Origin of the sequence: Caballeronia terrestris (assembly GCF_001544515.1) — a bacterium.
Classification (GTDB): Bacteria; Pseudomonadota; Gammaproteobacteria; order Burkholderiales; family Burkholderiaceae; genus Caballeronia; species Caballeronia terrestris.
Genome location: NZ_FCOL02000062.1, coordinates 1 through 26,357, shown reverse-complemented (window position 1 = coordinate 26,357; position 26,357 = coordinate 1). Strand labels below are relative to the sequence as shown.

Here is a 26,357-nt window from a genome sequence, read left to right as displayed (position 1 = left end):
GTACAGGGTGTCGACGAGGCGAGCGCGGTCCACATCGAAGTGCCCGCCGGCAGCGTGGTGTTCCTGCACTGCATGACGCTGCATGCCTCGGCGCGCAACGAATCGAGCCTGCCCCGCCGCACCTTCCTGCCGGCCTACCGCGCTGCCGATGCCTTCCCGATCTACTTTGGCCCGCACGCCGCGCACAACGAGCCGGGCATCGAACTGCTGCGCGGTCGACGCGCGAAGATCGCGCGGGTTGAAGCCGGCGTGCATCCGCTGCCGTTCGCCGAGCGCGAGTTCGGGTCGCTCTACGAATTGCAGGAAGGCTCGCATCTGCGCAAGGACCTGGCGGCGATGACGACGGCCGGATACGCAGTCGCCGACGCCGCAGCGCACTGAGGGAATGCACATGGACTCGTCGCAATTCGTCGTTCCGCCACTGCACTCACTCGATCCCTATCGGCCCGGCATTACCGAGGAGAAGCTGCGGCGCGACACCGGCCTGAGCGAGATATTCAAGTTCTCTAGCAACGAGTCGCCTGTGCCGCCGTCGCCCGCGGTAACCGCCGCGATGCGCGACGCGCTCGCGCAGGCCAACCGCTATCCCGACGCGCAAGACCTGCTCGACAAGCTGGCGCAGCGCCTCTGCGTACCCGCCGCTCATCTGGTACTCGGCAATGGGTCGATCGACGTGATTGCCTCGCTTGTCCGCGCGTTCGTCTCGCGGGATCACAACGTCGTGCTCTCCGAGTTCGGCTACTGCGCCTATCCCGCCTTCGTGAAGGAACAGGGTGCAACGGTGCGGCTCGCTGCATCGGGCGGTCATTTCGGGCACGACGTAGAAAGGCTTCTCGCGATGATCGATTCGCGTTCGAGGATGGTACTGGTCGACAGCCCGACCAATCTCTCCGGCCATGCATTGACCGCGCGGGAACTCCAGCACCTCATCGACAACCTGCCGGATCATGTTCTGCTGGTGCTCGACGAAGCCTACGCCGAGTTCACCGACGCCGATGCGCCACATGAAACCGAGCAGTTGCCGTTGCGCCATCCGAACGTCATCGTGACGCGGACCTTCTCCAAGGCCTATGGTCTAGCCGCGCTGCGCATCGGCTACGGCATAGCCGATGCAGGCTTGATCGGCTGGCTCAACCGGATCCGGCCACCCTTTCCGGTCAGCCGTGTGGCGCTGGCGGGCGCGTCGGCGGCGCTCGACGATCGCGCCCATGTGGAGCACATCGTCGCGCTGGCTCGGGATGGCCGACGCGTGCTCGCCGATTCCCTTGCCGCGATGAACGTCGCCGTGGTCGAGGGCAGCGCGAACTTCGTCCTGGCCGATTTCGGCAGTGCCGCGCGACCCGTCTACGAAGGGCTGCTGGCGCGCGGGTTCATCACCCGCGCGATGCACGCCTACGGGCTGCCCACGCACATCCGCATCTCCGTGGGGACGCCGCGAGAGGTCGAACAACTCGTCGCCGAGATGCAACACCTGCTGCGGGCGACGCCATCGGTGCACGCCGCTCTGGAGGATGTATGAACGTCGTCATCATCAACAACCTCGCGCGCTTTCCCGGAACCGCGCGATGGGACTTCGATCTCGTTCGTTACGAGGATTTCATTGATCACCGCGCGCACCGGGTCAGCTACATCGCCAATCGTCGAGGCCTCTCGGCCATTACTGCGCGGGTGGACAGCTGTCGCGTGTACGAATTCGACCGGCTGGACGACGCGGCCGCCTACCGGCCCGTGCTGGCCGAGATTGCGCGCGAGCACGGGCCGATCGACCGGCTCATCGTGTTCTCGGAGTCCCTGCAAGATCTCGGGGCGCAGTTGCGCGAGGAGTTCGGCATTCCGGGCAAGTGGCCGGAAGAGAACCGGCTCGGGCGCGACAAGCTCGTGATGAAGCAGAAAGTTACCGCGGCCGGCCTGCGCACACCGCGCTATACCGCCGTCACGGCACTGATGATCGACCACGCAATCGCGTTTGCCGCCGGCACGGGCTACCCGGTGATCCTCAAACCTATCAACGGCCAGTCGAGCCAGGGGGTGCGCAAGATCGACAGCGAGGCGCAGTTGCGCATGGCGATGGCCGCCCTGCCGGCAGAAGAACACTGGGATCTCGAAGAGTACATCGCCGGCATCCTGCTGCACGTCGACGGTCTGGTCGATACAGCGGGAAAGGTCACGTTGCTCGTGCCCTCGCGCTACGTCAATACGTGCCTCGACTTCACATTCGGTGCGCCGCTGGGGGCGATCATGCTTGAGCCGGGCACGGCGTTGCATGCCACGGTCACCCGCTTTTCGAAGCAGTGCATCGAGGCGATCGGGCTGAAGGCTTGCCCATTCCACCTCGAACTGTTCCACACGGCCGACGACGATCTCGTGTTCCTCGAGGTGGGCGCCCGTGTCGGCGGCGCCGACGTACCTTCGGTGATCCACCAGGCCACCGGCATCAACCTGTTTGGCGAGTGGCTCAACATGAGCCTGGGACAGCCGGCCACGCTGAGCGCCCCGCCCCGCTCGATCGGCGCCTGGCTGATGTTCCCTCGTCCCGCCGGCCTGCCCTTGCGCGTGCAGTCGGTGACGCGCTTTCACGGCCGGCTACGAAGCCTTTACCGCCAGCTCGTCCCCGAGGAAGGCGAGGTCATCGAGCACGAGGACGGTTACTGCTCGATGCAGTCCGGCCGCTTTCTGTTCGCCGCCTCCTCGGCCGACCAAGTCGTGAAGGACGTAGAACACGTCCTGAGCGAGTTTTCCATCACCACTATCGAGCCCTGACACATCATGACGACACCCGCCCTTCTCCTGCTTGGCCACCAGGCCCGCTCCTATGCGGCAATGATCAAGGACTATGCCGAGCGGCTCGGCGTCGCCGTGGTGGTGCTCAGTTCAAAGCCGCGCGATGTGCGCGACCTGGAGCAGCTCGCCGCTCTCGGAGTCGCGCGCCTCTGGCATGTCGACGACGAGCACCTCGACGAATCGCATGTGGCGCCGGTGCTCACGCAGGCGAGCGCCGAAGGCTTCACCATCATCGCGGCGCTTGCCACGTTCGAAGGCTACCGCGTCCTGATGGCGCTGACCAACCAGCGTATCGGCGCCATCGACGCGGACCCTCTGGCGCTGAAGAAGTGCATGGACAAGTTCCTGTGCCGCCAGTGCCTCTCTGAACGAGGCCTGAGCCGCTCCACCGCGACCGTGCTCGATGCGCAGACGCTGCCCTTGTTGCGCATGAGCGGAAGGAAGCTGTTCGTCAAGCCGCGTCGCGGCGCAGGTTCCTTTGCCTGCTTCCGGCTCGACGACACGCTCACCATCGACAGGCTGCAAGCGTTGCAGATGCAGATGCGCGACGACCTCGCCTTCCGCGCGATCTTCGCCGGCCAGTTCGACTTCATCGCGGAAGACTATGTGCTAGGCGACGAGTACAGCCTCGAGGTGCTGGTTGTCGGCGGCGCAAGCCATGTCATCGGCGTGCACGCGAAGTATCTCGACGACTCGAGCGGCACGACGCTCGAAACCAGCAATTCGCTGCCGGCGCCGCGCCTGAGCGATGAGCAGCAGCTTGCTGGGGAGCGCTTCATCGATGAATGTCTTTCGGCACTGCGCCTGCGTGAAGGTTGTTACCACATCGAGGCTCGCCACGACCCGCGCGACGGGCACTGGGACATTATCGAAATCAACGCCCGCATGGGAGGCGCGCTGATCAACCAGAGCGTAGGCGTGTTCACTGGCGGCCTGTCGATGCTGGAGTTGTGGGTCAGGACGCTGTGCAGCGTGTCGGACGAGTCGCGTCTCGCGCTGCGCGGCCAGTTGGGAGCGCTTCGCGAAAGCACGCGTCGCCGCGACAAGAGCATGGAACATGGCACGGTGTTCTTCAGCCGCTACGGCGAGCGCAACCGCACGCTGGAAAAGCTGTCGATCGAGCAACTGATGCCCCAACCGGACATCGCTGAAATGCCGGTGCGCGAAGGAACCCGACTACCCGATTCGGAGCGCGGCATCTTCATCCTGAACGCACTGTGGAAGGTGCGTATTCCCGATATCGCCAACCAACTGCAAGCGCTCTCGACGATGCTCGACGAGAAGCTCGTGGTGCAGTATTCCGACGCGGCCGCCAGCGCCGCCAATCCGACAGCCAAGGAGAAGCCATGAATCGCGTGACCCACTGCGGCATCGAACGCCCAGTTCCCTTCTACTCGCTCGCCGATGGCGAGCGCATCCGGGCCCGGCTCGACCAGTACCTCGACGGGAAGATGGCGGAATGGGCCGCCACGGTACCGTATGCGAGCCACCTGGAGAGCAGGAAGCTCGACAGCAGGTGGTACCGCCGTCATACGATCGAGCATGTGTGGCGCATCCGCCTGAGCCGCTCGGCGCACTGCAAGGCGTTGCACGCGATCACCAAGATCTCGCCCGAAGCCGCGCAGCTTTATGCCGAGTACCAGTCGGAGGAGATGAACCACGATACGTTGTTCATGCAGGACTGCAAGGCGCTCGGCGTCACGCAAGAGGAACTGCTAGCCACCGAACCTTTTCTCGCCACGCGGCTGCTGCAGGGGTTCTTCTACTTCCTCTGCGAACATGAAAGCCCGATCGGCGTGGTTGCATCGAGCTATCTCGTCGAGTACACCACGGCCAAGCTGACGCCGCGGCAGATCAAATCGATGAAAGAGACGCTGGGCGAGGAGAAGATCAAAGGGCAGCTCGCGCACATCAACACCGATGTCGGCGAGGACCACGCGGGCGAGATGTGGCGCATCTTGCGCTACCTGATAAGCAGCGAGGAGGATGTCGACAAGGTGCTGCGCTACTTCGACGACATCCAGACAATCCTCACGATGTATTTCCGCGAGCTCTACGAGTCAACAGTCAAGGCGCCCGTCGAGGAAAAGCTCACGGCGTGAATCATCAACGGACGGCCGCCGTGGCTGGACGGCCACCATCTTGCGGAGCGGACATGCACAAAGTACTTATCAGCACCACCGGCGAAGCGTTCTCACTGCCGAACGACGCTTACCTGTCAGACGCCGCGGAACTTCAACTCGCTGGTTTGATATTCGGTTGCCGAGCCGGCATGTGCGGCATCTGCGTCATCGAGGTGATCGACGGCGCTGCCAACCTGTCACGCCCCGACGAGGACGAGAGCCTGTTTCTCGCCTCGCTCGGCCACGACCATGAGTCGAGGCGCCTGGCCTGTCAATGCCAGCTGCGCGGCGACGTGACGATCCGGCAATGCTGAGGGGGTTCGACTGTGTCCTATGTAGTGACGCTATCTGGCAGTCCCGCCGCCCGCTCACGCAGCACGCATCTGCTTGGCCTCGCGGAAACCGCGTTGCGGGTGCACGGCGCGGCGGTGCGGCGCATCGATGCCCGTGAACTGCCGGCGGTGGCCCTAATGCATGCCGACTTCGGCGACGCCGCCGTGCGCCGAGCGGTCGAGCTGGTCGAACACGCGCAGGCCGTGATCATTGCGACGCCGCTATACAAGGCGTCTTATTCGGGCTTGCTGAAGAGTTTCCTCGACATGCTGCCGCAGAGGGCGCTGGCGCACAAGCCCGTACTGCCTTTCGCAACCGGTGGCAGCCTTGCCCACCTGCTGGCGCTCGACTACGCGTTGAAGCCGGTGCTGGCCTCGCTCGGCGCGCGCCACGTGCTCGAAAACGTGTTCGCGACCGAGCGCGACATGCCAGTGGTCGACGGCACCTACGCTGTGACCGATGCGATCGCAGATCGGCTTGCCGAAGCCATCGAGTCGCTGGTACGTGCGCTCGACGATGCCGCGGCACTGCGCAGCTTGCGCGATGGCCGGCGCATGAGCAACGAGAGACCGACTCGAGAAGCGGATCTTTTCGTGCGTTGAGGGTAGGGCGCCCATTCCGCGATCTTTTGTAATAGCGTACCAGGTCGATGTCTCGATCCTGGTGACCTCGTCGATGATCCGGTCGGCGTTCGAGACTTTACGTCAGGGGAGGTCGTATTGCATGAAAACTGCACGGTCGATGGTGGGACGCCCGGAATGTGCTGCTGCCCAGAAAGATTTCACCCGGGCGGCCGAGGCAACAGATTGGAATTGTCGCGACGATCTTCTGGGGCACCTAGAAGGAAGTCGCCTTCACTGCCCTAACAGGCTGTTGAAATACCTCATGTAGCGGTCATCCGTAACGAAGGCGTAAACGTTGAACTTATGTCATCAATGAGAGCGAGATGGAACGGATGCGTGGGCCAGATGGTTTTACCGAGTCAATGTTCACGGTGCTGAAGCTGGACGATTTTGTGCCGAAGGACCATCCGTTGCGTCCGGTTCGCGCGTGGCTCAATGACGCGCTTAAACGCATGGACGATGTTTTCGCGCGGATGTACGAGGCTGACGCGAAAGGAGGTCGGCCGAGCATCGCGCCGGAGAAGCTGGTGCGAGCTCTTTTGCTGCAGGTGCTGTACTCGATTCGTAGCGAGCGCATGGTGGTGGAACAGATTTCCTACAACATGCTGTTCCGCTGGTTCGTCGGCCTGCCGATGGACGGGACTGTGTGGGACCACTCGACGTTCAGCAAGAACCGCGACCGTTTGCTTGAACACGATGTGGTGGTGTTGCTCTTCAACGAGACAGTCGAGACGGCGCGCGAGCGTGGACATCTTTCTGGGGAGCACTTTAGCGTCGACGGTACACTGATTCAGGCATGGGCCGGGCATAAGAGCTTTGTGGCGAAGGCAAGTCCGGACGAAGACGACACACCTCCTGACGAACCACCCGCGCCGAATGACAACTGGCATGGACAGAAGCGCAGTAACGAGACGCACCACTCCACGACGGACGAGCAGGCGCGTCTGTTTCGCAAGAGCAAAGGAACCGGGGCGATGCTCTGTTATATGGGCCATGTGCTGACCGACAACCGGCACGGCCTGGTGGTCAACGCACAGGTGACGCTGGCGACCGGCACCGCCGAGCGCGACGCGGCAGGGCAGATGCTTGCTGATGCCGCGAGTGTTGCGCCGCGCGCCATCACGGTCGGCGCGGACAAGAACTACGACACCGCCGGCTTCATCGGCAGTTGTCGCGCGAATCGTGTCACGCCGCATGTGGCGCAAAACGCTGAGCGGCCGGGAGGTTCAGCAATCGACGGGCGAACTACGCGTTGGGCGGGCTATGCGGTCAGCCAGCAAAAACGTAAACGCATTGAGCAGGTGTTCGGATGGGGCAAGACAGTCGGTCGAATTCGACAGGTGATGTATCGAGGACTTGAACGTGTAGACCAGCTCTTCGTGCTGACGCAGGTCGGCTACAACCTGACGCGTATGCGCACACTTGCCGGTTGAGGGGCAGGAAGCAATGGATAGCACCGATATGGTAAGCCCGCGAGCAACGTCGAATGCCCGCAAACGAGTTACGCATTTCAAAAATTCGAAACCAGCATCCGTCGTAATGCATCTGAGTGCATCAACGACGGATATTTCAACGGCCTGCTAAACGCTGATTTACGCTCTTAAATTCGCGAGACGAACTTCAGCCAGTTGCTGGTCGAACAGCGTGAGAATTTCGCAAAAAGAGCGCATGTTCTTCTCTGTCCATCAACCAGACACCTGTCTCATGGGGTGTCCGGCGCTCGCGAAACCGCGCTCGACGCTGCCACGTCCATGACGGTCCGAGAATTTGCGCCTTCCAAATAGCGATTTGGAATCCGTGCGAGAAGGAGCCCCGTGCAAAGCCCCCTTACTCTCGGGTGTACTCAGTTTTTCGATTCGAGCAACGTGAGCAGCGTTGGCTCGAGTTGCCAGTCGGGCGTGTGCATGAGCGGCCATGCACCCGGCGAATCCGGCGAGTTGAAGTAGACGACGGCTGTCAGGGACGGCATGCTCGGCAGCACGTCACGCAGTGTCATCAATGCCTCTCGTTGACGTTCCGGCGTGCCTTCGACACCCAGTTCCCCGTTTACTCTTGAACGGCGTCGCTGGGTAGACCTATGTACGGATCTGCCGCAACGGAAGGCACGGAGTAGAGTAGACCGCAACTCAGAATCACATCAACGATATGAAATAGTTCGCATGCCTGATAAATCCTATTATCGGGATAGCGTTTGGGGGCTAGAATTGCCATAACGTCTTGTTTGGTGGTCGGCACGATTCTGCAGACGCACAAGGATAAAGATTTCTTTTCTGGAAGATGGTTCTGTCGATCTGAGTAAACTGGAAGTTCCCCTTTATATTGGACGCTCTAATTACAGAACACTCAACACTGATGCTCTATTGACGAACCATTGGAATGAGGTGCCAAAATGATTAAGGCTACGGATTTTTACTGGATCAACGAACCTCAGAACTGGAGTCGTGAAGGCGGCGCCTTGTCCGTCACTACGGACGAGAAAACGGATTTTTGGAATAAAACATGGTATGGATTCGAGCGATTCTCTGGCCATTTTTTTGGAATCGATGTAACGGGTGATTTCACCTTCCAGGTGAAAGTAAGGGCCGGTTTCAGTGCCCTCTATGATCAGGCTGGAGTTATGTTTCTCGCAGACCAAAATCACTGGTTAAAAGCTGGTGTTGAGTTAAATGATGGCGCGCCAGCAATAGGCAGCGTCTTGACGATAAACCATTCTGATTGGGCAACCGGCATCTTCCCGGACGGCGTTGAGGCATTTTCGATGCGCTTGACGCGAAAGGGGGAAAATCTGCGTCTGCAATATTCCACCGACGGAAAAAACTGGCCGTTGCTTCGACTCGCGCATTTCCCGACGTTCAAGAAATACGCTGTAGGCGTGATGTGCTGTACGCCGGAACGGGGCGGATTATCTGTGCAATTTGAGGATCTTTGGCTTACCGCTGCCATCGATAAGGATCTTCATGACTTGTCCTGAGTGCCGCCTCAGCGGCCCCCCGGGACGCGCGACGTTTGCGCAGCTATAAAATCAATCCGATCGCTCGCCTGCTGGTCGCGTTAGGTGATTGGCTCAGATTTCGTTAGGCTTAAGGCATGGCGACGGGTTGGCCATTTTGAATAGACGCACGGAGACTATCAGGCGGATCATAAGGGAGCGTATCCATCTTTGCAGGTACCGAGACTTCCAGAAGCTCGAGATCCTCAGATATTCCGATTTCGTTGTGTTTAAGACCGGGAGGAATAGAAAGGGATTCGCCGGGACCTACGCGGATAACGCGGCCATCTTCAAACTGAAGATCGATCCAACCGCGAAGAGCAAGGATAAATTGAGTTTCGCAGATATGGTAGTGCCAACCGGTCTCCTGCATTACGCCGGTTGCAAGAGTCACCTGTACTCTCATTCTTCCGTCAGTCGCATCCGTGACGCCGAGGTCTCTGTAATTGAAGAATGCTCGTCGCCCTGGAACTAGTGGGGCCGTTTGCTCGGTAGCGTAGACCAACTTTTTCAAGAGTTCCGAGGCATTCGTCTTCTCAGGAACAATGGTGGAACTTCCGTTATTCATGCAGCCATCCCGTAATGTTCGAGCAGCGCCGCATAGCGAGCCGTGAAGTCTTCCTCGTCCTGTAGGTTTCTGTAGGCCGCCGACAGGCTGTCGGTGCGATGTTCTCGTGGGCAGCCGCCCGCCTGCCGTAGAACGCATTAAAAATGTCAACGTTGCGTCTATAAGGTCGTCAACTCGGGGACCTCGAAGCACCTGATAGCGCGGGCTAACCTTACTCAGCATGGGTTTGCCGGACGCGAAATAAAGTCGTCACTTCGCCCTTGGAGTGCGGACTTCGACGCACGGTGCCGACAGTGTTCAAGAAACATTCCGAGCGACGTATGGCAACCGCAGCGGGCTGCACGCGGCCATTTGAGAGATCATCCGATCAATCGCATCAACGATCTGCTGCCCTGGAATGTCGTCACTGAATTTGCCGCCGCCTCAATCCGCGCGTAACCTGCATTCGCGCCCGCCGAAATCAAGACATTGGACACGCGTGGACACGCGCCGCTTGCCTTTGGCCCCACCGAATACATCACATCCTTTCTGACTTCCCTTAAATCAACCATGAACTGAGGATAAAGGCGGCGTACCGGTACACTTTTATCTCGCTTCTCCAGTGCGCTGCAGTGGTACATTTTTACACTGCGATTTATGGTTCTACGGGGCTGATTCACGATAATGGACAATACCGCGGCTCAGGACCGAATCGAACTGACGGGCGGCTCCCGCAGCGGAGATCAGTGTGGACTATGCTGCTGGATGAGCTTTCCGAACCGCCGCAGACCGATCGCGTCGGCAGCGGATGGCGACACGGCGTTCACGAGCGTAAGCATCCTGAGCAGCGAGCCGCCATGATGTGGGCCCGACGTCGCTGGCGGATGGTGGCGAGGATATCGCGCGCGACCGCATCAGGCTCGCAGAGGGCGACGCCCATCTTGCGCCACATGTCGAAATATGCGGACTCCGACTTGGTGTTCGAGGGCGCAGGCCCGAAGAAAGAAAGCACCACGTCGGTCCCGGCAAGCTCGCGGTTGGCGCCTTGCACGTAGCTCGCCAGCGCGCCGCGGGTCGCCGCGTAGGCGCTCATAAACGGCAGCGCCACCCGGCCGTCCATGGCGCCGCCGATGTGGACAATCACTCCGCCGCCGGCTTGCTTGCGTAGCCCCGGCACAAATGCCTGGGTCACGCAGATGGGTCCCTTCACGTTGACCGCGAGCAGGCGCGTCCACGTCGGCCGACGTGTAGTCCTCGATGGCCTTGCGCGGCGAGATGCCCGCGAGGTTCACCACCGCATCGATCCGGCCGAGGTGGTCAAAGGCCGCCGCCGCCAGGTTCTCGAGGCTCGCCGGATCGGTGACGTCCGCGCGCAGGTAAATTGCCGAGCCGTCGTTCCGACCGGTCAGCGCCGCAGCGTCGTGCTCGCGCCGCGCCGCGAGCACCATCCGGAAGCCCTCGGCCGCGAGGAGCCTCGCCAAGGCTTGACCAAGTCCTCCGGTCACCCCGATGAGCACGGCGGTGGGCGCGTCCATGCCCCGCTCTGCTGCGGCGCGGCCGATTCCGGCGGCGTCGCCGGTGATCACAGGGTTCTTTCCATTCAGCTTGGTCATTTTGAATCCCTTTCGGTGGATATTGGATACTATAAAAGTATCTATTTAGAGTAAAAAAACGCTAACCGGACCTAGCCCTGATTTTGGACACCACGTCCGCCAATGTCGTCTGCCTCAGCTCATTGCGGACGGCCACCTGAGTGCCAGCAAGCACGTCGCTCATGACTTCTTTGATGTTACAGCTCACGAGACACTCGTCCCTTTTGGGATAGGCATGGATTGCAAAAGCATTTGGAGGGTCTACCGCAGAGTAGATGTCCAAGAGAGAAATACTCTTTGGGCTTCGTGCCAGGCCATAACCACCCGACTTACCAACAGTCGTCGTAACCAGCTTCGCCTTCGAGAGTTTAACGAGGATTCTCTTAACGAAAACCGGGTTCGCATTCACGCTGCCTGCGAGAACTTCCGACGTGAAGATTCCTTCGTGATGTACGATTGCCGCCAGTACGTGGACAGCGATCGAAAATTGAGTGTTCACTGAAGCCATTTTTGGATACTATATTAGTATCCATACTGAATGCAAGAAGAAAATGCCCGGTCCGGGGTGGCAAAGTCCGCTACACATTGCGAATGGCGATGGGCGAGAGGAATCGCACTTCCTTGTCGGCAATAAGCTCCTTCGTCGCATGGTCATAGACGCTCCGATACGGCTTCTTAGGTTGCTGAGCGAGCCATTCGTCTTGCGATCCGTTCCATACTTCGAAGAGAACTAGCTCATTCTCTGCATTCGGATCTTCATTGAGTACTGCGCTTACGAACGATGGTTCTGTAGCCATCGCTTGAATCAGCTCGTCGAGATGCGGCAAGAACTGCCACTTGGCCGAGGCAACGAGTTTGAATCGGATGTAGAGAGCCAGCATTTTTCGTGGTTGTCAGTGTTCGCTTTGGAGGTGGCGACTAGGCATCGTTGCGATGCCTGTGAATGGCATTTCGTCGAACAGGAGTCGGCGAGTGGAATCTTAAATAGCAAGACGGCCGCTAACCTGTGGTTGTAGCTGTCGGGCGACTCTTCGCTATCCTGCTTACTCTTCGAACTGGCGGATCGTCGCGTTGTATGCCCGCGTGGCCATTTCTTCCAACGGGAGCTTGCGCTCGACTTCAGAGAGAATCTCAACGCCCCACGGACCATCGAAGCCCGTTGCCTGAACTGCCTTGATAAAGCCCTTCACGTCGAGGACGCCTTCGCCCGGCAGGCGACGCTTATGACAGGTGTCCATCCACAGAGGCTCGATCGCGTAACGGTCTGCGTCGTCCAGTTCGATGCCCTTGATGAACTCGGGCTTGATCGTGGCGATTTCCTTGAAATCGACATTGCCGCGGCTCAGATGCCATATGTCGAGCAGCAGACCGGCGTTCGCCTTGTTGGCGCCTTCGACAATGGCCTTGCCGGTTTCAATCGTGCGGACGTTGCTGAAAGGCATGATTTCCAGCATGACTTGGGTCCCGCGTTTCTCAGCGTCCTCCGCCAGTGTGCCAAACTCTTCGACCATGAGCGAGACGTTTGCGGTGTCCTCGCCGATCCCCGGGCCGACCTTCACAATGCGCGCGCGCAGCTCTTCCGCGGCTTTCAGATAGTAGTAGCGCTGGCTATCGGAGGTGCGGCGACGCTCGCCGGTTTGATACCAATCGACCAAAAATTCGAACTCAACGTGCTTGATGCCGTTGGCTTCGAGGATGCGGCGCATCTCCTGGAAGCCAATCTTGTCGGCGGTGGCGTAGATGTCCGAGTGAATCAGGCCGATGCCGTCCCAACCGGCCTTCGCCGCTGCTTCGACTCGGTCCTTGAAGCTGAAGGGGCTGATTTCGGTCGGACCGAACGGATAGACATCGCCGGAGAGCGTGAAGTAGGCGGCAACGAGTTCGACTTTGGACTTGGACATGTGAGACCTCTTGAAAGTGACGACAGGCGATTCGATGCCGGTCGTGGGTAATCGATGTCGAACTATTACGTAGAAGTCGCAACGAATAAACAGCCTTCGAATCGTCTTGAAGTAGAGTAAAACTCGACAATCGCGCAAAGTCCAGGGTGTGGCCTCCTTGTGGACCGGCGCATCAGGGTCATCGCTCGATTCTTCAAACGTCCGGGGCAATCTTTCTGAGACCGTGGCGATTTTTCCAGTGAGAGGAAATAACTTTTCGTTCTCTCGCATTTTTCTTTCCGATACCAAGCCTTACTGTGCCTCCACCAAAACATCAAAACCCGGCTCTTCCACGACGTGGGGGCCTATTGGAGACACAGCATGAACTTCCGCAAATCCATCGTTTCTTGTTTTGCTCTGGCGGCCATCGCGAGCGCGTTTGGTACGAGCGCCCGTGCGGCCGACCGGCCTCGCGTTACGCTGCTCATGCCGACGCAGAGCGTTGAATACTGGGCGCTTTATGCGAAGGGCTTCGAGAAGGAAGCGGCCGCTCAGGGCCTCAAGCTCGACGTGAAGGTAAGCAACTACGACCCTAACGAACAAGCCACCGCGGTCGACCAGACGCTCGCCCAGAAGCCCGATGTCATCGTTCTTATCCCTGTGGACTCGAGCGCCATGGTGCCGTCGATTCGCAAGATTGACCAAGCCAAGATTCCGCTGGTCATCTCGAACTCGATGCCCGACCAGAAGTATTCCAAGTACTGGAAGGTCTTCACCGGCCCCAACGACATCAGCAATGGCGAAGTCGCCGCGAAGACCATGATTCAGGGCTTCAAGGAAAAGGGCTATGGTGACAAAGGCAAGGTCATCGTCATCAACGGACCGATGGGTACGCCGCCTCAAGTCCAGCGCTATCAGGGTTTCGTAGACGGCCTCAAGAAGAATGCGCCTGGAATCGAAGTTGTCGGTTCGCAACCGGCCGACTGGGACGCTGTGAAGGCAGAAGCCGCAGCCTCAGCGCTCTTCACCCAATTCAAGGACGTGAAAGGCGTCTACACGGAGAACGACTCGCAACTTCGCGGCGTCGTGACTGCCGCACAGCGCCTCGGACTCGACCCGTCGAAGCTCGTCATCATTGGCCACGGTTGCGACTCCGGTGCGGTGGAAGCCATCTCCGCCGGAAAAGCATACGCCACGGTCGAGCAGTCCCCGTTTGACGACGGTGCGTACGCTGCACGGGCCGCCAAGGACCTCGCAACGGGCAAGGCACCGCAAGCCATCCAGTATCTGCCGAATCCTGCTGCGACCAAGGCAACGCTCAACGTCTGCTACTCGCAGAAGAAGTAACGCGCGCCGCAAGGTTGAGCGTCGCACAGGCGGCGGGACGTTTTTCGCGACCCTTCGGGGTCGCTTTCGTTTGACGAACGGAGACATTAATGAGACGGGAGATCGGCGTAGGTGTGATTGGCACTGGTTTCATGGGAAAGGCGCACGCACTGGCGTACCGTGCCGTGTCGAACGCCTTTCCGAATTCGCTGAGGCCGCGGTTGGTGGCAGTGGCCGATGTGAGTGAGGCAGGTGCTCAGCAAGCGGCTGAGCACTTTGGGTTTGAACGCGCGACGACTGACTGGCGCACGTTGCTGGACGACCCCGGCGTTGAGATTGTCTCAATCACGACGCCATGCGGTCTGCATCGGGAAATGGCTCTTGCCGCGATTGCCGCCGGGAAGCACGTACATTGCGAGAAGCCGATTGCTCCGTCGGCCGCCGACGCCTTTGAGATGATGAAAGCTGCTGAGGCTGCGAAGGTCGTTACGCAGGTAGGCTACAACTACATCAAAAACCCCGTGCTCAAGCTTGCACGGGAGATGATTGCATCCGGTGAACTGGGAGAAATCACGAGCTTTCGCGGCGTCCACGCTGAAGACTACATGGCCGACCCGGAGATTCCATACGGATGGCGAGTTGACCCTCAGAACGGGGCCGGTGCGCTTGCCGAAATCGGCAACCATATCGTCGGTATGTCTCGATTCCTCCTCGGGGCCGTCACCCAAGTCAACGCGCAGCTGGAGACCGTCAATAAAACGCGCCCGGTGGCACCAGGCTCGTCCGAGCGGCGTGAGGTCAAAGTCGACGACATCGCCCGACTGATGGTGACGTTTGAGCGGGGATGCTCCGGTTCCATAGAGGCGAATTGGGCGGCAACCGGTCGCAAGATGCAGCTCGAGTTCGAGGTGTACGGAACGAAAGGCGCACTGTGCTTTTCACAGGAGCGCTTCAATGAGCTGCAGTATTTCAAGGCCGGGGGCGAGCCTCGGACGTCGGGGTTCACCCGTATTGAAGCAGGCCCGGCTCACCCTCCCTACGAAAATTTCACAGTGGCCGGCGGGCACCAGCTTGGTTTCAATGACTTGAAGACCATTGAAATGGCTGAGTTCATCGCGGCCATCGAGCACGGCACGCCCACGTTCCCAGACTTCCGCGAGGCTTGGGAAATCCAGCGCATCGTCGACGCGGCGATTCGGTCGTCGGCGCAGGGGCAGCGAATCACTCTTTAAAGTGAGCCGCAGGCTCAAGGCTACGCGCGGCTGGTCGGGCAGCACGTGCGGCTCCGCGGGACGGGAATTCGACCAGCAGGGATATTTCCTTCCACCGGAAATATCATTTCGCCGCAGCGCATTTTTCTTTCGCAGCCGAACTAATAACCTGCAACTCAACAATAACGAAGCCGCTGACGGTTTCTGCTGGAGACGACATGCATTCCTGCGCAAGCAGCGATTCCCTGCGAGTTCCTCTCCTCAGAGACCGCCAACAGCAGCGTCGCTGATGCGGCAGCGCCTCCTCGCTCGTTTTGAGCCTTGGTAAGCGAAATGCAGAGCATCGACGCGGGACATCGTTATTCGACATGTATGCCGTCACGTACACACGACCAGCTACGCGCAGGAGGTCGGCGACAGTGACAGGCATCAGCCCTTGACAGCGGACGACCAAAGAGTGTCCGCGTTTGGAGGAAGACAATGCTGCAAGACGCGAATTCCGGTGCTGAGCCGGTAGCGGTTCAGAGTCTGCTCTGCGCTCGCAATCTCACAAAGCATTATGGTGGCGTCAAGGCGCTGACAGGCGTCAGCCTCGAACTGGCGCCCGGCGAAATTCATGCGCTGTGTGGAGAGAACGGCGCGGGTAAAAGCACGTTCATCAAGATTCTGGGCGGCCTCGTTCACCCTGACGACGGCGAAATCACTGTCGACGGCCACGCTCTGAAACTCGGGAGTCGCACCGACCCTCGGCTCATCTCAATCGTTCACCAAGAGCTTGCAATCGTTCCGACGCTCTCGGTACTCGATAACATTCTTCTTGGTGGCGTGGACCGGAGCGCAATCTACCGTCGCGGTGAGTATCGGGACTCTGTCCGCGAGCATCTCGACTCAGTCGGGTTGTCACACGTCAAGCTGGATGCTCCGGCATCTCGACTCAGCCTCGCCGAATGCCAACTCGTAGAAATCGCGCGAGGCATGTCGCGGCAGGCGAAGGTTCTGCTCCTCGACGAGCCGACTGCCACCTTGTCGGACGCGGAGATTGTTCGAGTCTTTGACGTTGCGCGCAAGCTGCGCGACCAAGGCACCGCAATGATTTTTGTGAGCCACCGGCTCGATGAGGTGTTTGCGCTGACGGACCGGGTCACGGTTTTCCGCAACGGCCAGCACGTTTTGACGCAACGTACCGCGGACATGACGACTGCTGAAGTGGTCAAGGCAATGATTGGGCGTGAACTTGTGCATAGCAAGGGCACGCCACCCGAGGGCCGCGCTGACGTCGCGCCGCGACTGTCGGTGTCAAGCCTCACAGTTGCAGATAAGGTCAAAGACCTGTCGGTCGACGTAGCGCCCGGTGAGATTCTCGCGGTCGTCGGTCAGCTGGGTTCAGGCGCCGAAGTTCTTGTCGAGGCGCTCGCCGGGCTTCGCGGCGACATCTCCAACTCAGTCAAGGTCGATGGACAGCCCATCAAGCTCGACAGCATCCGCAGTTCCCTGAAGGCAGGAATTGCCTACGTCGCCGAGGACCGTGCGGATAAGGGCGTCTTTCTGGATGCGCCGATTGCTATCAACATCACTGCCTCCGTCATGGCGAAGTTCAGCAAGGCCGGAATTATGCGACGTGCCGGTGAGCAGGAGGAGGCTCGACGCCTCGCGTCGATGTTCGCCATCGACCCGAAGCGCCTTCCTCATGAAGTGTCGACGCTCAGCGGTGGCAACCAGCAGAAGGTGTCGCTCGCCAAAGCCGTCGCGCTCGCGCCTCGCCTGTTGCTGTTGAACGAGCCCACCCGAGGCGTTGATATTGGCGCTCGCGCGGAAATCTATTCGACGCTTCGCAAGATGGCCGACGACGGCTTGGCGATTGTCTTCTACTCGACAGACCTCGAAGAAATTCTGGAACTTGCCGACACCGTTCTCACCGTCTTCCGTGGTCGAATGGTGCGCCATAAGCCTCGATTTGAAATCGATGGTGACACGCTGCTCCACGACATCGTCGCGGGCGATAGCGACGCATCTCACGGACATGTCTCTTTCCGAAACCAACCCGCGGAGGTGGGCAATGCATAAGACCGCTCTGGAGCCCACTGCACAAGTGTCGCCAACTGCGTTGCGACGGTGGGCATCGGCACTCTTCGGAACGACGAGCATTCATGCCGCGTCGATTCGAATCGCCACGCTTGTTCTCATCATCATCGCTGCAGCCATCGTGCCGCACTTCACGGAGTTCGGCAACGTTCAGTCGCTGATGTATTCGGTAGCAGCAGTCGGCATCGGCGCTATCGGCATGGCGCTCGTCACCCTCAGCGGCAATCTGTTCATGCTGTCGATGGGTGCGACGGCGGCGGTCTCCACCGTCATGTTTGCAGCGCTGATTCATTTAGGTCTGGGTGCGACGCTGTTCCTCGTTGTATTGAGCGGCCTGCTGATGGGGGCCGTTCAGGGCGGAATCATCGCTCTAGGGAAAGCGAATCCTATCATCACCACGATTGCCACCTCGTCAATCATCATCGGTGCAGGCGTCATCTACACCGGCGGCCTGACTGTCATCGGTAAAGGCGACGCCACCTGGCTTGGTCAAGTCAAGCTGTTTGGCTGGCTGCCGACGCAAATCCTGGTGTTGGCCATCTTCGCTGCAATCGCGAGCTTCATTCTCCAGAAGTCGCGTATCGGGCGCGAAATCCGGTTGCTTGGAATGCGAGCTGAAGTTGCGCGTATCGCCGGACTTCGAACGATGGTTGCGACGCTCGTTTGTTACGCGTTCGCCGGCGCAGCGGCTGCACTGGCCGGGTCTTTGATTGCCTCGTCGTCGGCCCAAGGCAATCTGACTTACGGCATCGACCTCGACTTCAACGCGATTGCAGCGGTGCTGGTCGGTGGTATTTCGATTCGTGGCGGTCGCGGGCAGATTTCGGACGCAGTCACCGGCGCTATCTTCCTCGCCGTTATCAGCAACGTCCTACTGGTAAGCGGCGTCAGCTACGAATACCAACTGGTCGCAAAAGGCATTGTCGTTCTCGCAGCGGTGGTGTTCGGCGCGCTGCTCGCCCGGCTCGGACCGGTACGGATATAACAGGAGACTAGGAAATGGACCAATCTCAACGACTTCTCAATCTGGCGATTCGGCTTGTCCTGCTCGTCGGCATGCCGGTTATATTCGGCCTTAGCGTCAATCACTACTTTTCGCAGGCGAACCTGTACGCGATTTTCCAGGCGTTTGCGTTCCTTGGAATTATCGCACTCGGGCTTTCGGTCACGATGGTTGCTGGCGAGTTCGATCTGAGCGTAGCGGCAATCTCGACCGTGGCCGGACTCATCACTGTGAAGTTCGGCGGCGATAGTGCTTTGCTCGGCATTCTGTACGCGGTTATCTTCGGGGTGGTGGTGGGCGTCGCAAACGCAGCCTTGTTGCCATGGCTTGGCGTCTCGTCTCTGGTGACCACGGTTGGCTCGATGATGTTTCTGACCGGGGTGGGGTACTGGCTCGCAGGCGGTCGCGTCTTGAGCTACGGCAATCTCGACGTCAGCGACTTCCTCGACCAAAGCGTGGCAGGCATCTTCTCGCTGCGAAGCCTCATCACACTTGCCTGCTTCGTCGTCGTTTCTCTGTTCCTGCGCTTTACTACGCTAGGTCGTGACCTCTACGCATCAGGCGGTCATCGAAAGGCGGCGATTCAAAGCGGTGCTCGAGTCGGTAAGGCGCTGACAGTCGGCTTCGTCATCTCCGGCGGACTGTCGGCTCTCGGGGGAGGCCTTCTATCGCTGAGCCTCGCGACCGCCTCCGCGACAATGGGCAGCAACATCCTGCTCCAGGCGGCCTCGGCGGCCATCGTTGGTGGGGTTGCGCTGGGCGGCGGTATCGGTTCCCCACTCGGCGTCGCGATGGGCGTTCTGATTCTCACCATTCTGAACAACGGCCTCGGCTTACTGAACGCCACGTCCACGCAGATCCTTCTCGTGAATGGTTTGTTGCTGCTCATCGTGGTCTTGCTCGACGGACGTCTGGGTGCGGTTTTGGCCTCGCCGTTCGAACGGTTCGCTCGCAGAAAGGCATCCGCGGCCGTTTGATTCTTACTCGCACTGACGCAATCCGGCGTGCTCCAGAGAGCGCGTCGGCATTTCGTCAGTGCAAGGCGGCGACAAGCTTGGTCGCTGAAGGATTTCCCAATCAGCAGCCCGGGATGCATCACGGTGTGTCGGCACCATCAATGAAGTCAGGTCGCGAAGGTCATCCAGCGCTCTTCGAGATTGAGGTTCTTCACGCGCTCAATCAGGAATTCTGTAAACACGCGAATTTTCGCGGGCTGATATCGCCGGCTTTGGTAAGCCAAGTTGATGGTCAGCCGTGGCAACTGCCAGTCCTCGAGCACGGGGATAAGACGCCCGGACACGATGTCATCGTAAATAATGTAGAGAGGCTGAACAACGATGCCCAAACCTGCCCGCCCGGCGGCGGCGATAACCTGACCTTCGTTTGAGTCCAGAGCGCTCTCAATGGAGATATTGCGTTTTTCGTTTCCTCGACGCAGGTGAAGCAGATAGGGGTCGACGGCAAGGTTATAGACAAGCATATTGTGTTGCTCCAGGTCTTCAGGATGCTGAGGGCGCCCGTGAGCCGCCAGATAGGCGGGCGATGCTGCCATCACTCGTCTGGTCTCGGCCAGACGCCGAATCGTGATGCCAGAATCGCCTTCATGCTCCTTTGTACGTATGGCGATATCTATGCCAGCCTCGATGAAGTTCTGGTATTGATTGGCCGCGACAATTTGAACTGACAGATTGGGGTAGCGCCTGATGAACTCTGGTAGAGCTGGAGCGATATGCATCATCGCAAACGACACGGAGCCGGTCACCCGGAGCACGCCTCTCGGACTCACCGCCTCCTCGGAAGCAATCGAGTCAGCTTCAGCCAGCTCGGAAATGACGGCCGTGCATCGGCGGTGGTACTCGCGGCCTGCGTCAGTCAGCCACATGCGCCGCGTCGTCCGTTCTATGAGCCTCGCGCCGAGACGCTCTTCGAGAGAACTGAGCGTTCGACTTGCTGCTGCATTGGACATGTCGAGTTGTTCAGCGGCCTTCGACAGGCTACCTAAGTTAGCAGTCAGCACAAATAGTTGCAGTTGCGTCCAGCGGTCCATCGTCTTCCTCTCGAGCTCAATTGGAAGAATCTGGCGTGATTCTTCCACTCATTGAGGCCAACTATGCCGACGGCGAGCCGATTAATAAACCGACTGGAACTCCTCGATTTGTAGCGCCGATTTCTACAATCCGAGGAGGACCGACAATCGGCGGTGTTGGATGGTTCGAACTCACGCACGTGAGCTTATTTTTCCTTCGAGCGGAAATGTCATTTCACTTCCGGGCATTTTATTTAATCGAATGACGCTTTACCTTTTGCTATCAGACGCCTTTAGCGCACAACGGAGACACGCACGATGCGCAACATCAACGAAGACACCATCACACAAGCGGTCATTGCCTCATTCGCGAACTGCGAGAACGCGAGATTGAGGACCGTTATGACGAGCCTGGTTCAACATCTGCACGCCTTTGCTCGCGATGTGCATCTCACCGAGGACGAGTGGTTCAAGGCAATCAAGTTTCTGACGGAAGTCGGTCATATCACTGACGACAAGCGACAGGAGTTCATCCTGCTGTCCGATACCCTCGGACTTTCGATGCTCGTCATGTCCCAGAACAATCGCAAACCTGCGAACTGCACCGAAGCGACGGTCTTCGGGCCTTTCTTCGTCGAGGGCGCTCCGCTCTACAGTAACGGCGACGACATTTCGAATGGAGCGAAAGGCGCACCGTGCTATATACGCGGCCAGGTGCGTGGCGCAGGTGGCGAAGCCATCGGAAATGCGCTGCTCGATGTTTGGCAATCAGACGAAGACGGCTTCTATGACGTGCAGAACCAAGATGAAGCTGGCAACGTAGTCCATAGCGCGCGAGGCCGATTGAGAACGGACGCGGAAGGGTTCTTCAATTTCCGCTCGATTCTGGCTGAGGCTTATCCCATTCCTCATGATGGACCCGTGGGCCGCATGCTGTCGGCAGTCGGCCGACATCCATGGCGTCCCGCGCATCTGCATTTCATGATTGAAGCGCCCGGCTACGAAACGCTCATTACTCACGTGTTCCGGGACGGTGACCCATACCTCGATTCCGACGTTGTATTCGGTGTGCGCTCATCGCTCATCTCAGAGTGGAAGCGACATGAGCCGGGCGTCGCGCCCGACGGCCGAGAAATCTCCGTCCCGTGGTATTCGCTGGAATATGACTTTGTACTTAATCCGTCGGAGGTGAATGCATGATTCGGCATATCGTCATGTGGCGAGTTCGGGGCGACACGGCGGCCGAGCGCCTGAGCGCGTTGAACCGCGTGAAAACGAGCTTCGAAGGATTGCGGGGCAGGATTCCAGGAATGAGTCACCTCGAAGTCGGGCTCGACCATAGCCAGATCGACTACGCATGTGACGCGGTTCTCGTCACCGACTTCGACTCGCAGGAAGCCCTGGAGGCGTACGCGTCGCATCCGGAACACTTGCGCGTGCGCCACGAGCTCGGAGACCTGCGCACCGCGCGATTCCAGGTTGATTACCAGGCAGACTCTGGTGTGCGCACCGAGCGTAAAGCGGAGTTTGTTCATGCAAAAGCGTGAGTTTGTATATCAAGCGCGGGCCGCACGAGTCGTGTTTGGCCCCGGTAGCCTACAGCACCTTGAGCGTGAAGTGCTCGAGTTGAAGTCGGAGCGGGCGCTCATTCTATGTAGCCCGGAGCAGAAGGAAACGGGCGAAGCCGTGGCGGCTCGCCTCGGTGCACGGGCCGCAGGAGTATTCGACCGGGCGGTCATGCACGTACCGCTCGAGCTGGCGAAGCAAGCACGTGCGCTGGCTCGCGAACTAAAGGCGGACTGTGCAATCGCTGTTGGCGGTGGTTCGACGATTGGTCTGGGCAAAGCAATCGCGCTGGAGTCGGACCTTCCGATTCTTGCTGTGCCAACAACGTACGCTGGCAGCGAGATGACGCCCATCTATGGCATCACCGACGCCGGCTTGAAGAAGACCGGTACAGACCCACGGGTTCTACCGAAGACGGTGATTTACGATGCCGAGCTGACCATGTCACTTCCTGTCGCGCTATCGGTCACCAGTGGAATCAACGCGATCGCCCATGCAGCGGAAGCATTGTATTCGCGTGATGCAAACCCCGTGACCAGTTTGATGGCGGAAGAAGGCATCGCCGCTCTTGCTCGTGCGCTGCCGGCAATCGTCGCGGACTCGCAAGACGTTGAGGCTCGTGCCGAGGCTCAATATGGCGCCTGGCTCTGCGGAACCGTGTTAGGCAGCGTTGGCATGGCACTTCATCACAAGTTGTGTCACACGCTGGGCGGCAGCTTCAATCTTCCTCACGCACAGACCCACACCATCGTCCTACCCCACGCACTCGCATACAACCGTCAGGCTGCACCGGAAGCGATGAAGCGCATCGCACGCGCGCTGGGTTCTGATGACGCCGCGACTGGGATCTACGAACTTGCAAAACGCTGCGGCGCACCGCTCGGGCTGAAAGATATCGGCATGGCGGCTGAGGACGTATCGAAGGCCGCGGACATTGCCAGCTCAAACCCATATTGGAATCCGCGTCCGATTGAGCGCGACGCGCTTCTCGAGCTTTTGCAGAATGCCTTTGACGGCGTCGCACCGAGTGCGGCATCGGCCTGACCCAAGAACCTAAGCAAGGAGACAACAATGCATTTCACCGTCTATTGCCTCGACCATCCGAACATGGTTGAGCGCCGCCTTCAAAACTACGATGCCCACAAAGCGTACCTGCAGACGGCACCAGTGAAGACGCTTATTTCCGGTCCGCTGACAAAGTCTGACGGGCAAACCATGATTGGCAGCTTCTTTCTCTACGAAGCCGATGGCATCGAAGAGATCCAGAAGTTCGTCGATACCGATCCGTTCAACAAGGCAGGAATCTGGGCGTCGGTCGACATCAGGCCATTTATCAAGCGGGTAGACATCCGCTAACACCGTCGCTTCATATCGGGTCAAGGTGCTCCTCGCGGTATGCCAGGAGCAGGAAGCGTTCGTCCTCGAAGAGGGCAAATCGGATGGCGAAGCTCACAATTTCTAAAGTTCGCACCGACGTATAACATCAGAACGGAGACATCATGCAGACAGGACTTGACGGGAAGATTGTGCTCATCACGGGTGGTGCGCAAGGCATCGGACGGGCTACAGCATTGGGCTTTGCACGCGAAGGCGCGCGGCTTTGCCTCATCGACATCGACATCAACGCGCTAAACGAAGCCCAGTCCGAACTGAGAGCGCTCGGCGCGAACGTGACGATTGCACAGGCGGACTTGTCCACGGCCGAAGGGGTGAAAAGCGGTGTCGATGCAGCCCTGAAGTCATACAACGGTCAGCTCGACGTTCTGGTGAACAATGTCGGCGCCGGTAAGGTTCGCACGTTCGACGAACTCTCGGATGAGGAATGGGATTTCACGATGAATCTCAACTTCATGAGCTACGTACGGACCTGTCGCTACTTGCTGCCCGTGCTGCGTAACCGTGAGAAGGCGGTCATCATCAACAACGCATCGGACCTCGCACGGCAGCCCGAACCGATACCAATTGACTATTCGGCATCCAAGGCCGCGGTGCTTGCCCTAACGAAAGGCCTTGCCCGAGCCGAGGCGCCAAAGATTCGCGTGAACGCGGTTGCACCGGGACCGGTCTGGACGCCGTTCTGGAGCAAAGAAGGCGGCTTCGCGGACACGATGGGAAAGTTCCATGGCATGGCGCCCAAGGACGCTGTCGAGCATGAACTGTCCTTGCGCCACCTTCCGCTCAATCGACTGGGGCAGCCTGATGAAGTAGCCAATGTGATTGTATTCATGGCTTCAGACCTCGCGTCGTTCGTCACTTCTGCGGTCTGGGGAGTCGACGGCGGCAGTATTCGCAGCCTCATTTGACTAAGCGGGTTGCCGAACATCATTCACGGATGAATCGCCCAGAGGACCAGCGCATGTCCGCTCATGACAGCTTCCTTGCTTCTAATGTATCGCCAAGCGATCGAGCGTTTCTCGTCGAGGCATTGGAGTTATTGATGCGCGAGCGCTCGAATGCATTGCGCATTGCGACAGCTGTGGCCGCAGCGCGCGGCGAACGACTTCCCGATGTGCAGGACTTCGCCCTCGACGACATCCTGCGTCTGAGCCGACAGCTCTGCGATAGTGCTGGGGTGGACCCGCACGAGAGTTGGTTGGAAGCACCGGCGCCGGCGAAGACAAGCGCGAATACAAGCCGACGAGGGACCTCCTAGGCTTCTGAAATATATTGAACAGTCCTCGCACCCCATGCGTCGACGGAATAATTGGAGACTGAAATGCTACGAATCGCCGTTCTCGGTGCTGGCCGCATCGGAAAAATCCACGCTGCTAATGTCGCAGCAGACCGCCGAGTGAAGCTCGTCGCCGTTGCAGACCCATACAAGGACGCCGTCGAGGCGCTCGCCGCCGACCTCGGCTGCGATGCTTCGCTCGATTGCAAGTCCGTCGTGGACCGCGAGGACGTCGATGCGATTATTGTCGGAACGCCGACCGACACACACATCGACCTGACACTGCAAGCCGTCCGGTTGGGTAAGCCGGTGCTCTGCGAGAAGCCCATCGACCTCGATATGGACCGTGCACTAGCGGCTGTCGAGGAAATTGAGCGTCTCAATGGCCGCGTGATGCTGGCGTTCAATCGTCGATTTGACCCGGACGCGATGCGCCTGAAGCAGGCTATCGATGAAGGCGAAGTGGGCGATGTCCGCCAAGTCATCATCACCAGCCGCGACCCGGGGCTTGCTCCGCGCGAATACCTTCGTCACTCCGGGGGCATTTTTCGTGACATGACCATCCACGATTTCGATACGGCTCGCTGGCTGCTCGGCGAGGATCCGGTCGAGGTGATGGCAATGGGTAACCGACTGGTCGACCCGGGCCTGGAAGAGCTCCCGGATTACGACAGCGTGATGGTGTTGCTTCGGACGGCTTCGGGCAAGCAATGCCATATCAACGGTTCGCGTCAGGCTGTGTACGGCTTTGACCAGCGTGTCGAAGTTTTCGGTTCAGAGGGGATGCTGTTGAACGAAAACCATCGGCCCTCAAGCCTGCGCCGTTGGACGAGCGAAAGGACTGAAGCGCGTGAGCCGCTCCTCAACTTCTTCCTCGAGCGACACGCGGACTCGTACAGGGTCGAGCTCGACCGGTTCCTGACAGCACTGGAGCAGGACGCACCAATGCCGGCAACCCCTAGGGACGGCATCCGTGCACTGCGCATTGCGAACGCGGCGATGCAGGCAGCTAACTCAGGTTGCGCGGTCAAAATCTGACAATTAGCCGCGTCGCGAACGCCTATGGCGATCAAGGTTGACAATAACGGGCTGACTGCCCTATATGGAGAATGCAACTCTTCAATAGGGCAGAATATGGCGCAGGTCGACAGTTTCAGCGGAATTGTTATTTTCGTCACCGCTGCCCGGTCGCGCAGTTTCACGGATGCCGCCGAGCAGCTCGGTCTGACAAAGTCGGCTGTTGGAAAAGCGATTGCGAAGCTCGAGGAGCGATTGGGCGCTCAGTTATTCCACCGTACAACCCGAAGCATTTCCCTCACAGCCGATGGCGAAGCGTACTTCGCCGCGTGTGCCTCAGCGCTTGATGAAATCTCGACGGCAGAAACAGCGCTTGGGCCGGAGCTCCATCGTCCGGTCGGACGGCTACGCATCGACATGCCAGCGGCATTCGGGCGCCGCATACTCGTTCCAATTTTGCTGAACATTGCACGGGGCAATCCCGACCTGCAGTTCACGATGACGTTTTCTGACTATCTCATCGACCCGATTGAGGAAGGCGTCGACCTCGTTGTTCGTTTCGGCGAACTTCAAAGTTCAAGCGGTCT

At 59.1% G+C, this 26,357-nt stretch carries 29 protein-coding genes and 1 pseudogene; 22 read left to right on the top strand and 8 right to left on the bottom strand.

Features of this window, described 5'->3' with window-relative positions:
• From AWB67_RS29065 to AWB67_RS29030, 8 genes are all read left to right on the top strand, one after another.
• Positions 1–381, top strand: a 381-nt coding sequence (locus tag AWB67_RS29065) for a phytanoyl-CoA dioxygenase family protein (RefSeq protein ID WP_143328426.1), incomplete at its 5' end; no start/stop codon positions are given.
• A gap of 10 nt (positions 382–391) precedes the next feature.
• On the top strand, positions 392–1,519 hold the full coding sequence (gene hisC, locus AWB67_RS29060; protein WP_087659643.1) for a histidinol-phosphate transaminase: 1,128 nt from the start codon (positions 392–394) through the stop codon (positions 1,517–1,519).
• A complete protein-coding gene (locus tag AWB67_RS29055; RefSeq protein ID WP_087659642.1) occupies positions 1,516–2,760 on the top strand; it encodes an ATP-grasp domain-containing protein in 1,245 nt (414 codons plus the stop codon). Before hisC ends, AWB67_RS29055 begins: the two co-directional genes overlap by 4 nt.
• A gap of 6 nt (positions 2,761–2,766) precedes the next feature.
• Entirely contained in the window at positions 2,767–4,131 is a 1,365-nt protein-coding gene (locus tag AWB67_RS29050) for an ATP-grasp domain-containing protein (RefSeq protein ID WP_087659641.1), read from the top strand.
• Positions 4,128–4,883: an iron-containing redox enzyme family protein gene (locus AWB67_RS29045; protein ID WP_087659640.1), complete on the top strand. Its 756-nt coding sequence runs from the start codon at positions 4,128–4,130 to the stop codon at positions 4,881–4,883. The genes AWB67_RS29050 and AWB67_RS29045 overlap by 4 nt, the downstream gene beginning before the upstream one ends.
• A 53-nt stretch (positions 4,884–4,936) precedes the next feature.
• Positions 4,937–5,218, top strand: coding sequence for a 2Fe-2S iron-sulfur cluster-binding protein (locus AWB67_RS29040; protein WP_087659639.1), 282 nt, complete (start codon positions 4,937–4,939; stop codon positions 5,216–5,218).
• A gap of 12 nt (positions 5,219–5,230) precedes the next feature.
• The gene (ssuE, locus tag AWB67_RS29035) at positions 5,231–5,839 is read left to right on the top strand and encodes an NADPH-dependent FMN reductase (RefSeq protein WP_087659638.1); all 609 of its coding nucleotides are present in this window, start codon (positions 5,231–5,233) and stop codon (positions 5,837–5,839) included.
• Between the two features lie 353 nt (positions 5,840–6,192).
• The gene (locus AWB67_RS29030) at positions 6,193–7,293 is read left to right on the top strand and encodes an IS5 family transposase (RefSeq protein WP_087659644.1); all 1,101 of its coding nucleotides are present in this window, start codon (positions 6,193–6,195) and stop codon (positions 7,291–7,293) included.
• A 410-nt stretch (positions 7,294–7,703) separates the two neighbouring features.
• Here the strand turns inward: AWB67_RS29030 and AWB67_RS40965 are convergent, their stop codons facing one another.
• Entirely contained in the window at positions 7,704–7,856 is a 153-nt protein-coding gene (locus tag AWB67_RS40965; RefSeq protein ID WP_159964971.1) for a hypothetical protein, read from the bottom strand.
• 393 nt (positions 7,857–8,249) lie between these two features.
• Here AWB67_RS40965 and AWB67_RS29025 point away from each other — a divergent pair, with 393 nt between their 5' ends.
• Positions 8,250–8,831: a DUF1349 domain-containing protein gene (locus AWB67_RS29025; RefSeq protein ID WP_087659637.1), complete on the top strand. Its 582-nt coding sequence runs from the start codon at positions 8,250–8,252 to the stop codon at positions 8,829–8,831.
• A gap of 109 nt (positions 8,832–8,940) precedes the next feature.
• Here AWB67_RS29025 and AWB67_RS29020 read toward each other — a convergent pair whose 3' ends face one another.
• From AWB67_RS29020 to AWB67_RS29000, 6 genes and pseudogenes are all read right to left on the bottom strand, one after another.
• The gene (locus tag AWB67_RS29020; protein WP_087659636.1) at positions 8,941–9,417 is read right to left on the bottom strand and encodes a cupin domain-containing protein; all 477 of its coding nucleotides are present in this window, start codon (positions 9,415–9,417) and stop codon (positions 8,941–8,943) included.
• Positions 9,418–10,219: 802 nt separating this feature from the next.
• Positions 10,220–10,606, bottom strand: coding sequence for an SDR family NAD(P)-dependent oxidoreductase (locus AWB67_RS43035; RefSeq protein WP_268808114.1), 387 nt, complete (start codon positions 10,604–10,606; stop codon positions 10,220–10,222).
• Between the two features lie 61 nt (positions 10,607–10,667).
• A pseudogene (locus AWB67_RS43445) lies at positions 10,668–10,931 on the bottom strand (SDR family oxidoreductase); the annotation flags it as partial.
• A gap of 139 nt (positions 10,932–11,070) precedes the next feature.
• The gene (locus tag AWB67_RS43440) at positions 11,071–11,496 is read right to left on the bottom strand and encodes an Rrf2 family transcriptional regulator (protein WP_087659634.1); all 426 of its coding nucleotides are present in this window, start codon (positions 11,494–11,496) and stop codon (positions 11,071–11,073) included.
• A 70-nt stretch (positions 11,497–11,566) separates the two neighbouring features.
• Positions 11,567–11,869 (bottom strand): antibiotic biosynthesis monooxygenase, encoded by a 303-nt coding sequence (locus AWB67_RS29005; protein WP_087659633.1) that lies wholly within the window; start codon positions 11,867–11,869, stop codon positions 11,567–11,569.
• Positions 11,870–12,031: 162 nt separating this feature from the next.
• Positions 12,032–13,159, bottom strand: a complete 1,128-nt coding sequence (locus tag AWB67_RS29000) for a sugar phosphate isomerase/epimerase family protein (protein ID WP_235025381.1) — start codon at positions 13,157–13,159, stop codon at positions 12,032–12,034.
• 90 nt (positions 13,160–13,249) lie between these two features.
• On the opposite strand from AWB67_RS29000, the gene AWB67_RS28995 reads away from it, so the two are divergent.
• The 5 genes from AWB67_RS28995 to AWB67_RS28975 all read left to right on the top strand — a co-directional run bounded on the left by AWB67_RS28995 (position 13,250) and on the right by AWB67_RS28975 (position 19,467).
• Complete coding sequence (locus AWB67_RS28995; protein ID WP_087659631.1) at positions 13,250–14,215, top strand: sugar ABC transporter substrate-binding protein; 966 nt, start codon at positions 13,250–13,252, stop codon at positions 14,213–14,215.
• 89 nt (positions 14,216–14,304) lie between these two features.
• On the top strand, positions 14,305–15,426 hold the full coding sequence (locus AWB67_RS28990) for a Gfo/Idh/MocA family protein (protein ID WP_087659630.1): 1,122 nt from the start codon (positions 14,305–14,307) through the stop codon (positions 15,424–15,426).
• 459 nt (positions 15,427–15,885) lie between these two features.
• Positions 15,886–17,469, top strand: coding sequence for a sugar ABC transporter ATP-binding protein (locus AWB67_RS28985; protein ID WP_087659629.1), 1,584 nt, complete (start codon positions 15,886–15,888; stop codon positions 17,467–17,469).
• A complete protein-coding gene (locus AWB67_RS28980) occupies positions 17,462–18,472 on the top strand; it encodes an ABC transporter permease (RefSeq protein ID WP_087659628.1) in 1,011 nt (336 codons plus the stop codon). The genes AWB67_RS28985 and AWB67_RS28980 overlap by 8 nt, the downstream gene beginning before the upstream one ends.
• Before the next feature lie 14 nt (positions 18,473–18,486).
• The gene (locus tag AWB67_RS28975) at positions 18,487–19,467 is read left to right on the top strand and encodes an ABC transporter permease (protein ID WP_087659627.1); all 981 of its coding nucleotides are present in this window, start codon (positions 18,487–18,489) and stop codon (positions 19,465–19,467) included.
• Between the two features lie 146 nt (positions 19,468–19,613).
• Here AWB67_RS28975 and AWB67_RS28970 read toward each other — a convergent pair whose 3' ends face one another.
• Positions 19,614–20,537, bottom strand: coding sequence for a LysR family transcriptional regulator (locus AWB67_RS28970; RefSeq protein WP_087659626.1), 924 nt, complete (start codon positions 20,535–20,537; stop codon positions 19,614–19,616).
• A gap of 297 nt (positions 20,538–20,834) precedes the next feature.
• On the opposite strand from AWB67_RS28970, the gene AWB67_RS28965 reads away from it, so the two are divergent.
• The 8 genes from AWB67_RS28965 to AWB67_RS28935 form a co-directional block, all read left to right on the top strand.
• Positions 20,835–21,716 (top strand): intradiol ring-cleavage dioxygenase, encoded by an 882-nt coding sequence (locus tag AWB67_RS28965; protein WP_087659625.1) that lies wholly within the window; start codon positions 20,835–20,837, stop codon positions 21,714–21,716.
• A complete protein-coding gene (locus AWB67_RS28960) occupies positions 21,713–22,063 on the top strand; it encodes a Dabb family protein (RefSeq protein ID WP_087659624.1) in 351 nt (116 codons plus the stop codon). Before AWB67_RS28965 ends, AWB67_RS28960 begins: the two co-directional genes overlap by 4 nt.
• A complete protein-coding gene (locus AWB67_RS28955) occupies positions 22,050–23,126 on the top strand; it encodes a maleylacetate reductase (RefSeq protein WP_087659623.1) in 1,077 nt (358 codons plus the stop codon). Before AWB67_RS28960 ends, AWB67_RS28955 begins: the two co-directional genes overlap by 14 nt.
• 27 nt (positions 23,127–23,153) lie before the next feature.
• Positions 23,154–23,438, top strand: coding sequence for a YciI family protein (locus AWB67_RS28950; RefSeq protein ID WP_087659622.1), 285 nt, complete (start codon positions 23,154–23,156; stop codon positions 23,436–23,438).
• Between the two features lie 143 nt (positions 23,439–23,581).
• A complete protein-coding gene (locus tag AWB67_RS28945) occupies positions 23,582–24,385 on the top strand; it encodes an SDR family NAD(P)-dependent oxidoreductase (protein WP_086970649.1) in 804 nt (267 codons plus the stop codon).
• 53 nt (positions 24,386–24,438) lie between these two features.
• Complete coding sequence (locus AWB67_RS39815; RefSeq protein WP_125477716.1) at positions 24,439–24,735, top strand: hypothetical protein; 297 nt, start codon at positions 24,439–24,441, stop codon at positions 24,733–24,735.
• Positions 24,736–24,798: 63 nt separating this feature from the next.
• Positions 24,799–25,791, top strand: coding sequence for an inositol 2-dehydrogenase (gene iolG, locus AWB67_RS28940; RefSeq protein WP_087659621.1), 993 nt, complete (start codon positions 24,799–24,801; stop codon positions 25,789–25,791).
• Positions 25,792–25,815: 24 nt separating this feature from the next.
• On the top strand, positions 25,816–26,357 hold a 542-nt coding region (locus AWB67_RS28935; RefSeq protein ID WP_235025380.1), incomplete at its 3' end, for a LysR family transcriptional regulator.

What these genes read in the sequence shown, in the direction of transcription:
- AWB67_RS29000 (WP_235025381.1), bottom strand. Translation starts at nt 13,159, where the DNA reads ATGCGAGAGAACGAAAAGTTATTTCCTCTCACTGGAAAAATCGCCACG.
- AWB67_RS28970 (WP_087659626.1), bottom strand. Translation starts at nt 20,537, where the DNA reads ATGGACCGCTGGACGCAACTGCAACTATTTGTGCTGACTGCTAACTTA.
- AWB67_RS40965 (WP_159964971.1), bottom strand. Translation starts at nt 7,856, where the DNA reads ATGACACTGCGTGACGTGCTGCCGAGCATGCCGTCCCTGACAGCCGTC.
- AWB67_RS28960 (WP_087659624.1), top strand. Translation starts at nt 21,713, where the DNA reads ATGATTCGGCATATCGTCATGTGGCGAGTTCGGGGCGACACGGCGGCC.
- AWB67_RS28945 (WP_086970649.1), top strand. Translation starts at nt 23,582, where the DNA reads ATGCAGACAGGACTTGACGGGAAGATTGTGCTCATCACGGGTGGTGCG.
- AWB67_RS29025 (WP_087659637.1), top strand. Translation starts at nt 8,250, where the DNA reads ATGATTAAGGCTACGGATTTTTACTGGATCAACGAACCTCAGAACTGG.
- AWB67_RS29040 (WP_087659639.1), top strand. Translation starts at nt 4,937, where the DNA reads ATGCACAAAGTACTTATCAGCACCACCGGCGAAGCGTTCTCACTGCCG.
- AWB67_RS28950 (WP_087659622.1), top strand. Translation starts at nt 23,154, where the DNA reads ATGCATTTCACCGTCTATTGCCTCGACCATCCGAACATGGTTGAGCGC.
- AWB67_RS29050 (WP_087659641.1), top strand. Translation starts at nt 2,767, where the DNA reads ATGACGACACCCGCCCTTCTCCTGCTTGGCCACCAGGCCCGCTCCTAT.
- AWB67_RS28980 (WP_087659628.1), top strand. Translation starts at nt 17,462, where the DNA reads ATGCATAAGACCGCTCTGGAGCCCACTGCACAAGTGTCGCCAACTGCG.
- hisC (WP_087659643.1), top strand. Translation starts at nt 392, where the DNA reads ATGGACTCGTCGCAATTCGTCGTTCCGCCACTGCACTCACTCGATCCC.
- AWB67_RS28995 (WP_087659631.1), top strand. Translation starts at nt 13,250, where the DNA reads ATGAACTTCCGCAAATCCATCGTTTCTTGTTTTGCTCTGGCGGCCATC.
- AWB67_RS29045 (WP_087659640.1), top strand. Translation starts at nt 4,128, where the DNA reads ATGAATCGCGTGACCCACTGCGGCATCGAACGCCCAGTTCCCTTCTAC.
- AWB67_RS29030 (WP_087659644.1), top strand. Translation starts at nt 6,193, where the DNA reads ATGCGTGGGCCAGATGGTTTTACCGAGTCAATGTTCACGGTGCTGAAG.
- AWB67_RS28990 (WP_087659630.1), top strand. Translation starts at nt 14,305, where the DNA reads ATGAGACGGGAGATCGGCGTAGGTGTGATTGGCACTGGTTTCATGGGA.
- AWB67_RS28955 (WP_087659623.1), top strand. Translation starts at nt 22,050, where the DNA reads ATGCAAAAGCGTGAGTTTGTATATCAAGCGCGGGCCGCACGAGTCGTG.
- iolG (WP_087659621.1), top strand. Translation starts at nt 24,799, where the DNA reads ATGCTACGAATCGCCGTTCTCGGTGCTGGCCGCATCGGAAAAATCCAC.
- AWB67_RS28975 (WP_087659627.1), top strand. Translation starts at nt 18,487, where the DNA reads ATGGACCAATCTCAACGACTTCTCAATCTGGCGATTCGGCTTGTCCTG.
- AWB67_RS28965 (WP_087659625.1), top strand. Translation starts at nt 20,835, where the DNA reads ATGCGCAACATCAACGAAGACACCATCACACAAGCGGTCATTGCCTCA.
- AWB67_RS43440 (WP_087659634.1), bottom strand. Translation starts at nt 11,496, where the DNA reads ATGGCTTCAGTGAACACTCAATTTTCGATCGCTGTCCACGTACTGGCG.
- AWB67_RS28985 (WP_087659629.1), top strand. Translation starts at nt 15,886, where the DNA reads ATGCTGCAAGACGCGAATTCCGGTGCTGAGCCGGTAGCGGTTCAGAGT.
- AWB67_RS29055 (WP_087659642.1), top strand. Translation starts at nt 1,516, where the DNA reads ATGAACGTCGTCATCATCAACAACCTCGCGCGCTTTCCCGGAACCGCG.
- AWB67_RS29020 (WP_087659636.1), bottom strand. Translation starts at nt 9,417, where the DNA reads ATGAATAACGGAAGTTCCACCATTGTTCCTGAGAAGACGAATGCCTCG.
- AWB67_RS29005 (WP_087659633.1), bottom strand. Translation starts at nt 11,869, where the DNA reads ATGCTGGCTCTCTACATCCGATTCAAACTCGTTGCCTCGGCCAAGTGG.
- AWB67_RS39815 (WP_125477716.1), top strand. Translation starts at nt 24,439, where the DNA reads ATGTCCGCTCATGACAGCTTCCTTGCTTCTAATGTATCGCCAAGCGAT.